Origin of the sequence: Brachyspira catarrhinii (assembly GCF_005518285.1) — a bacterium.
GTDB classification, from domain to species: domain Bacteria; phylum Spirochaetota; class Brachyspiria; order Brachyspirales; family Brachyspiraceae; genus Brachyspira; species Brachyspira catarrhinii.
The window spans coordinates 1-6,846 of sequence record NZ_SJDU01000101.1 but is presented as its reverse complement, the minus strand read 5'-3'; the positions used below and the strand labels follow the sequence as shown (position 1 = coordinate 6,846).

Here is a 6,846-nt window from a genome sequence, read left to right as displayed (position 1 = left end):
TGAATTTGAACGGGAATTTGAAATCGCTTCATTTGAACGGGAATTTGAAATCGCTTCGCCCCGATGTCACTTTGTCAATCGTAAAAAAAATTCTTAAAGACAACGATAAAGAAACTCAAAAAATCTATTATATAGAAGATATTTATAAAATAGTTTCAAACGAATACGAAGAAATTCCGCAAGTCGGAGTGGAGATTATAGGCAAATTAAATAAATATTCCAATTTGGAAATCATAAGCATGGCAATAGAGAGTTTGAAATCTATAAATGAAGATTATATTTTGGAAATATCGAATATAGATTTTATTTCCGCCATTTTTGACGAAGTCGGAATAAACGAAAATTTAAAAATCGAAATTCTTAAAAATATATATGGCAAAAATAAACATGATTTGGAAAAATTATTGGATAAAAATATTAAGAGCGAATATAAAAAATATATTTTGTCTTTTATCGAATTTGCGGGAAATTATAAATATATTTTAGAAAAATTAAAAAGTCTTATAATAAATGACACTTTGCAAAAATCCTACGATGAATTAAAAAGTTTGTCGGCGGTTTTTGAAATGTATGATAACTTCGATAAAATTTTGCTCGATTTTTCTATCGAAAGCCAATTAGGATATTATAACGGAATTATTTTCAAAGGCTACATTAAAGGAAACAACGATATAATTCTTTCTGGCGGACGATACGATAAACTTCTTAATAAATTTAATTCGGATAAAAATGCCATAGGTTTTGCAATTTATATGGACAAATTATACGAAAAAAATGCATCGAGCGATTATATAGATATTTTGATTTTATATAAAAGCGGAAACGAAGAAATTTTATTAAACGAAGTTAGAAAATTTATGAGTCAAAATAAAAAAGTGAGAGTCGATATTTATGGCGATAATTCCATCGAAAATTATAAAGAGAAGTATATTTTTGATAAAGATAATTTGATTAAATCTTAATCTTTGTTAAATATATTTTGTAAATGTTTTCTTCATTTTTATTGCAGTTTCCATTATCCAATCGAATTGCTCTTCCCATTTTTCTCTATCGTCAAATTCGGCATTCCTTTCAATTGTGATATGGCTTGATTTTTTATCATCATGGTTTTGCCAATGGAATTTAATTTCAATTTCTTTTTCTATATCATCTTTTTTATTATAAAGTTTATCAAAGAGTTCTTTATTATCAGGTATATATAATTGAACTTGAATAGTATCCTTTGTCCTCCAAATTCTCATATTACAATAGGAATATCCAATGCTTAAATCTGTCCAAGCAAATTTTGATGGTTTTCTTTTATTAAATTCGTCAACATATTTCTTGTTTTTAGAAAAATAATCATTATATGCAGTCCAATATTCGTATCTCAATTGTTGAGTTTGAGTTAAATCTTTATTTTTTACTTCTTTTGCCCATTCGTTCGGTCTTTGAATAACTTCAAATTTAACGGCTAAATTAGAATTTCCTATTTTGTATATTTTTATTTCGCATAAAAAGAACCCGATTTCGTCATCAGTATGATTATTAAGCCATTCAATTGCGGCTCTATGTTCTTCTCTCGCTTCTTTTACTATCCAAATAATAATATTGGCCGACTTTCCAGATGCATAGGTTATTAATTTTCCAAGATGCTCATGATTAGTGGCTTCCAATTGATTTTCAATAATAATTTTTCTATCTGTTTCCGTTTCTGAAGCGTATATATCTACTTTAAAACTTCCTACAGGAGATTCAATTTCTATATCTGAAATTTCTTCTATGCCTATGGCTTCAGATAATAACGATATATTTTCTTCTTTGGCAAGCCAAGGGGTAAAATCGGAAGCTTCATCTTTCCAATATTTTCTCAAATCTTTAATTTCTTCAAGTTTTCCAAATTCAATATTATTCATAATAAATTTATCCTTATTTCATTGTAAAAAATTAATTTCATTATCATAAATATAACATTTATATTTTATAATTTCAATTCAATAATTATCCTATTTTTACTACAAAAAATTTGATTTTATTATATAATAATTTGATTAATAAATAAAAAAGAAAATTAAAAAATGAATAAAATTAATATAGCGTTGCCGAAAGGCAGATTATTAAAAAAAGTCTACGATTTATTCAAAAAGATAGGCTATGAAAACGAAGAATTGCTCGAAGACAATCGAAAATTAGTTTTTGAAGATAAAGGCGTTCGGTATTTGATTGTCAAACCTTCCGATGTTGGAATTTATGTCGAAAAAGGAGTCGCCGATATTGGAATTGTCGGAAAAGATATTTTGCTTGAAAATTCGCATGACATTTACGAACTTTTGGATTTGAAATTTGGAAAATGCAAATTATGTATGGCTTCCGTGAAAGATTATAAGGAAGATATTGAAAGAAGATTGAGAGTAGCCACAAAATATGTCAATGTGTCGAAAAAATATTTTGATTCGATAAATAGAGATGTCGAAATAATAAAATTAAACGGTTCGATTGAATTAGCGCCGATACTTAATTTGTCCGATGTAATTATAGATATTGTCGAAACGGGAAGCACGCTCAAAGAAAATAATTTGATTGTGATTAAAGATATTGTCGATTATATAAGCTCGAGATTGATAGTAAATAAAGTAAGTTTCAAATTCAAAAATGATTTAATATCCGAAATAGTCAAAAATATAGAGGAAGTATTATGATTAAAATTATAAATTATAAACATGGAAATTCTTTAAAACCGATTCTTTCAAGAAGTCAGTTTAGCTACGATAATATAAATAAAAAAGTTAAGGCGATACTCGAGGATGTGAAAAAAAACGGGGATAAGGCTTTGATAAAATATAATAAAGAATTCGATAACGCCGACACAAAAACTTTGGAGGTTTCAAAAAAAGAAATCGATTCGGCTTACAATCGAATAGATAATAAATTTAAAAAAACTTTAAATTTGGCTTATAAGAATATTGAAAAATTTCACAGAATGCAAATAAGAAACGGTTTCATAACGAACGAAGAAAACGGAATCGTTATGGGAGATATAATAAATCCTATAGAAAAAGTCGGAGTTTATATTCCTGGCGGAACCGCGCTTTATCCTTCAACGGTTTTAATGAATGTGATTCCCGCGAAAGTCGCGAAAGTCCCCGAAATTATTCTCGTTTCTCCTCCGAATAAAAGCGGAAAAATAAACGATATTATTTTGGCTGCGGCTAAAATATCGGGAGTCGATAAAGTTTTTAAAATTGGCGGAGCGCAAGCGATAGCGGCTTTAAGTTATGGAACTGAAAGCGTCCCAAAAGTTTATAAGATAGTCGGACCGGGAAATATATTTGTGGCTACTGCGAAAAGACTCGTTTACGGAGAGATTGCAATCGATATGTTTGCGGGACCGAGCGAAATTCTAATCTTAGCCGATGAAAATGCAAATCCGATTCATATAGCGGCGGATATGCTCGCTCAAGCGGAACATGACAAATTGGCTTCAAGCGTATTGATTACTACAAGTGAAAATATTGCGGTTAAAGCGAAAGAAGAATTATATAAACAATTAAAAAATTTAAGCAGAAAAGAAATTGCCGAAGAATCTATAGAAAATAACGGAAAAATAATCATAACAAAAAGTTTGGACGATGCGATATTTATAAGCAACGAATTAGCGCCCGAACATTTGGAAATAAATATAAAAGAGCCTTTTTCAATTTTGTCAAAAATAAAAAACGCTGGCTCTATATTTTTGGGAGCGAACACTCCCGAAGCTTTGGGCGATTATTTATCGGGGACAAATCATGTTTTGCCAACGAGCGGAACGGCTAAATTTTCCTCTCCTCTTTCTGTGGACGATTTCGTTAAAAAATCTTATTACACTTTTTATACCAAAGAGGCTTTGCATAAAGTTAAAGACAATATAATCAATTTTGCGGAAAATGAAAAATTGGAAGCGCATGCAAATTCGGTTAGAGTAAGATTTGAAAAATAATGTTGTTTTATTCAAGTCTATGATTTTGACAAATATCGATATTATATTATAATGCTTCTTAAAATAATTTATTTAGGAATTAATTTTGCGAACAATAAGGCTCGATATAGAGGATAGAGAAAAAAGTTTTTTGTCGCCAGCGGCTTCTTTTTCGGCGGAAAGCAAAGGAGCGGAATTCAAAAGAGAAAAAGACGATATAAGAACTCTCTATATGCAAGACAGAGACAGAATAATTCACAGCGAATATTTTAGAAGGCTTAAAGATAAAGCGCAAGTTATAATGCTTTCGGTTGGAGATTTTAGAACGAGACTTACTCATACTTTGGAGGTTATGCAAATCGCTCGAAGTATAGCGAGGGCTTTAAGATTAAACGAAGATTTAACGGAAGCGATAGCGCTCGGGCATGATTTGGGACATTCGCCATTCGGACATGCGGGAGAGAAAGCGATAGCGAAATATTATAAAGGTTTTCATCATTCTACGCATTCTTTAAGAGTAGTCGAGCATTTGGAAAGGGGAAAAGGACTCAATCTTACTTTTGAAGTTAGAGACGGAATAGTAAAACATACTAAAGGAAAGAGCGGAAAATTAATCGCCGATTCCTCTGGACCAGCGACAAACGAAGGAATATTGGTTAGAATATCCGACACGATAGCCTACTCGAATCATGATATAGACGATGCGATAAGATACGGACTTTTAAAAACTTCCGATATTCCAAAAGATATAACTAAAGTTTTGGGGCATAGTTATGGAGATAGAGTTGACGCTATGGTTATGGGAGTAATCGAAGCGAGTATGGAAAAAATGGAAATCGATATTGACGATAAAGTATTGAAAGCGATAAATAATTTAAGAGCTTTTATGTTTAAGAAAGTTTACGAAAGCAAAGCGATACTCGAAGACTCGGAAAGAGTTTATAGAATAGTGTCGACAATTTTTGAATATTTACTAAAGCATAAAGAAATTATAGAAGAAGACAAATTATTTAAGAAAGCGAATATTCCTTATAAAAATGACGAGGAATTGGTAAAAGATTATGTCGCTCATTTAACCGATTCGGAAGCGATAGCCTTGCATAAAAAAATAACTTACGGAAAATTTAATTATCTTTGATTAATGTTTTGAAAAATTGAATTTATAAATAATTATCGTCATTACGAACGAAGTGAAGTAATCCACAAAAAATAGATTGCTTCGACTTCGGCTCGCAATGACTAAACAAAATAAAAACGGACGAAGTCTTAACCTCGCCCGTTCAAGCGTGAAAAATTATATTATAATTATTTAAGGCTGTTCAGTTCCGTTAAATAAGCATTCATCTGTCCCATTTTTAAAAGTTATCTTTAAAGTTTGAGTGTCGGAATAATAAATAATAACGGCATCTGTATTATCAAAAGCGCCCGCATCCGTTATATTTCCCGCTACGGCTTCAAAAGTAGTTTTCCGCCTTTGGTTGTTTTCTTCCATTTTGAAACTTCAAACTTAAATCCTTGCGCTCCTCCGCTCCATTTAGCCTTTCCTTCTATCGTAGTCTTTCCGCCCGCTATAGTAATTGTAGTATCGGAATTGGCATATCCAGAAAGTTGTGGGTCTCTATATGTTCCTTCAGGAGGAGGAAAATTTCCTTCTTCGGTAGTTTCAGTTTCGCCTGTTTCTCCACTTTCTCCTGTTCCGCCGCCACTTCCAGAGCCGCTTTCACCACTGCCACTTTCTCCACTTCCAGAACCTCCGCCAGCTTCAGAGCCACTTCCTCCGCTTCCACTTCCGCCCGTTTCACCCGTGATTTCCGTTTTATCTTCGGCGCTACAACTTACGAAAGCGACTAAAGATAAAAAGCATAATAAGATTGTGATTTTTTTTAGTAGTCTCATACTAACTCCTTGATTTTTATTAAAAACATTTAAAAATGTTTTTTGCGAAATTAAAATTTTGATTGAATAAAGATAATTCAAATAATCGTTTAATTATATTTGAGAAAAATTTTTGCAATAAGGCTAAAAGCCCGCAAAAACGAATTTTGACGCTTAAAAAATTAAATGTCTTAAAAAACTGTAATATATAAGAATTTAAATTATTGGTTAGAAGATAATAATAGCGTTCTGTTCTGTTCTGTTCTGTTCTGTTCTGTTCTGTTCTGTTCTGTTCTGTTCTGAGTAATCAAGTTAAACATCCTTAATCCGAAATTTTTTCTTTCGGTCGCTTTAGCATTATTTATTTATATTCAAATTATACAATATTTAAAAAATTTGTCAACACAATTAATTTAAATATTTTTTAATTTATTTATGAATTATAACATTTTAAAAAATATGTCAACACTTTAAAGCAAAAAATTATTTAGATTTAACTTAATATTTTCTTCACGATAATTTTATCTATTCTCGCTCCGTCCATATCGACTATTTCAATATTTAAATTTTTCCATTTTATAGATTCCCCTTCCAAAGGAACATGCTGCAATATTTCAAGTATGAGTCCGCTTATCGTATTATAATTATTTGAAACGGTTTCATCCTCTATATTGAAATATTCCAAGAAATCGTAAATGGGGCATTGTCCGTCCACAAACCAGCCTCCATTTTTTCTTTCTCTTATATTTTCATTTTCTTTGCTCTCGCAAACCGCTCCGACTAAAGCGTTAAATATATCGCTTTGAGTTATCATTCCGTCTATATTGCCGAATTCGTCCGATATAAATCCTATTTTTATATTATTCTTTTTCATTTCTTCCAGCACCAAATAAACATCCATATTATTATGAAAGTAATTAACCTTTTTAGCGTATTTTTCTATCTTTAATTTTTGACTATTCAATTTATCGAATATATCCGTTATTCTGACTATTCCTATAATATTGTCTAAATTTTTATCTATGGTAGAAGAAGGA

At 31.0% G+C, this 6,846-nt stretch carries 8 protein-coding genes; 4 read left to right on the top strand and 4 right to left on the bottom strand.

Translation table 11 applies throughout. From position 1 onward, the window contains the following. Positions 1 to 962 (top strand): ATP phosphoribosyltransferase regulatory subunit (locus tag EZH24_RS05285; RefSeq protein ID WP_137998099.1); only part of this gene is annotated, 962 nt, incomplete at its 5' end. 6 nt (positions 963 to 968) lie between these two features. On the opposite strand, the gene EZH24_RS05280 is transcribed toward EZH24_RS05285, so the two are convergent. Continuing rightward, complete coding sequence (locus tag EZH24_RS05280) at positions 969 to 1,895, bottom strand: DUF4268 domain-containing protein (protein WP_137998098.1); 927 nt, start codon at positions 1,893 to 1,895, stop codon at positions 969 to 971. A gap of 162 nt (positions 1,896 to 2,057) precedes the next feature. Between EZH24_RS05280 and hisG the strand changes: the two genes are divergently transcribed. The 3 genes from hisG (at position 2,058) to EZH24_RS05265 (ending at position 5,072) form a co-directional block, all read left to right on the top strand. Further along, positions 2,058 to 2,678 (top strand): ATP phosphoribosyltransferase, encoded by a 621-nt coding sequence (gene hisG, locus EZH24_RS05275; protein WP_137998097.1) that lies wholly within the window; start codon positions 2,058 to 2,060, stop codon positions 2,676 to 2,678. Then, complete coding sequence (gene hisD / locus EZH24_RS05270) at positions 2,675 to 3,955, top strand: histidinol dehydrogenase (protein WP_137998096.1); 1,281 nt, start codon at positions 2,675 to 2,677, stop codon at positions 3,953 to 3,955. Before hisG ends, hisD begins: the two co-directional genes overlap by 4 nt. Positions 3,956 to 4,040: 85 nt before the next feature. Next, positions 4,041 to 5,072, top strand: a complete 1,032-nt coding sequence (locus tag EZH24_RS05265; protein WP_137998094.1) for a deoxyguanosinetriphosphate triphosphohydrolase — start codon at positions 4,041 to 4,043, stop codon at positions 5,070 to 5,072. A gap of 171 nt (positions 5,073 to 5,243) precedes the next feature. On the opposite strand, the gene EZH24_RS05260 is transcribed toward EZH24_RS05265, so the two are convergent. The 3 genes from EZH24_RS05260 to EZH24_RS05250 form a co-directional block, all read right to left on the bottom strand. After that, a complete protein-coding gene (locus tag EZH24_RS05260; RefSeq protein ID WP_137998092.1) occupies positions 5,244 to 5,426 on the bottom strand; it encodes a hypothetical protein in 183 nt (60 codons plus the stop codon). Next, positions 5,381 to 5,830 carry a hypothetical protein gene (locus EZH24_RS14905; protein WP_201798568.1) on the bottom strand — a complete coding sequence of 150 codons (450 nt, stop codon included), beginning with the start codon at positions 5,828 to 5,830 and terminating at the stop codon, positions 5,381 to 5,383. Before EZH24_RS14905 ends, EZH24_RS05260 begins: the two co-directional genes overlap by 46 nt. Before the next feature lie 472 nt (positions 5,831 to 6,302). Beyond that, positions 6,303 to 6,846 (bottom strand): transporter associated domain-containing protein (locus EZH24_RS05250; RefSeq protein ID WP_137998090.1); only part of this gene is annotated, 544 nt, incomplete at its 5' end.

Bases quoted from the DNA above. Each gene is read 5' to 3' on its own strand.
- EZH24_RS05260 (WP_137998092.1), bottom strand. From the start codon at position 5,426: ATGGAAGAAAACAACCAAAGGCGGAAAACTACTTTTGAAGCCGTAGCG.
- EZH24_RS14905 (WP_201798568.1), bottom strand. From the start codon at position 5,830: ATGAGACTACTAAAAAAAATCACAATCTTATTATGCTTTTTATCTTTA.
- hisD (WP_137998096.1), top strand. From the start codon at position 2,675: ATGATTAAAATTATAAATTATAAACATGGAAATTCTTTAAAACCGATT.
- EZH24_RS05280 (WP_137998098.1), bottom strand. From the start codon at position 1,895: ATGAATAATATTGAATTTGGAAAACTTGAAGAAATTAAAGATTTGAGA.
- hisG (WP_137998097.1), top strand. From the start codon at position 2,058: ATGAATAAAATTAATATAGCGTTGCCGAAAGGCAGATTATTAAAAAAA.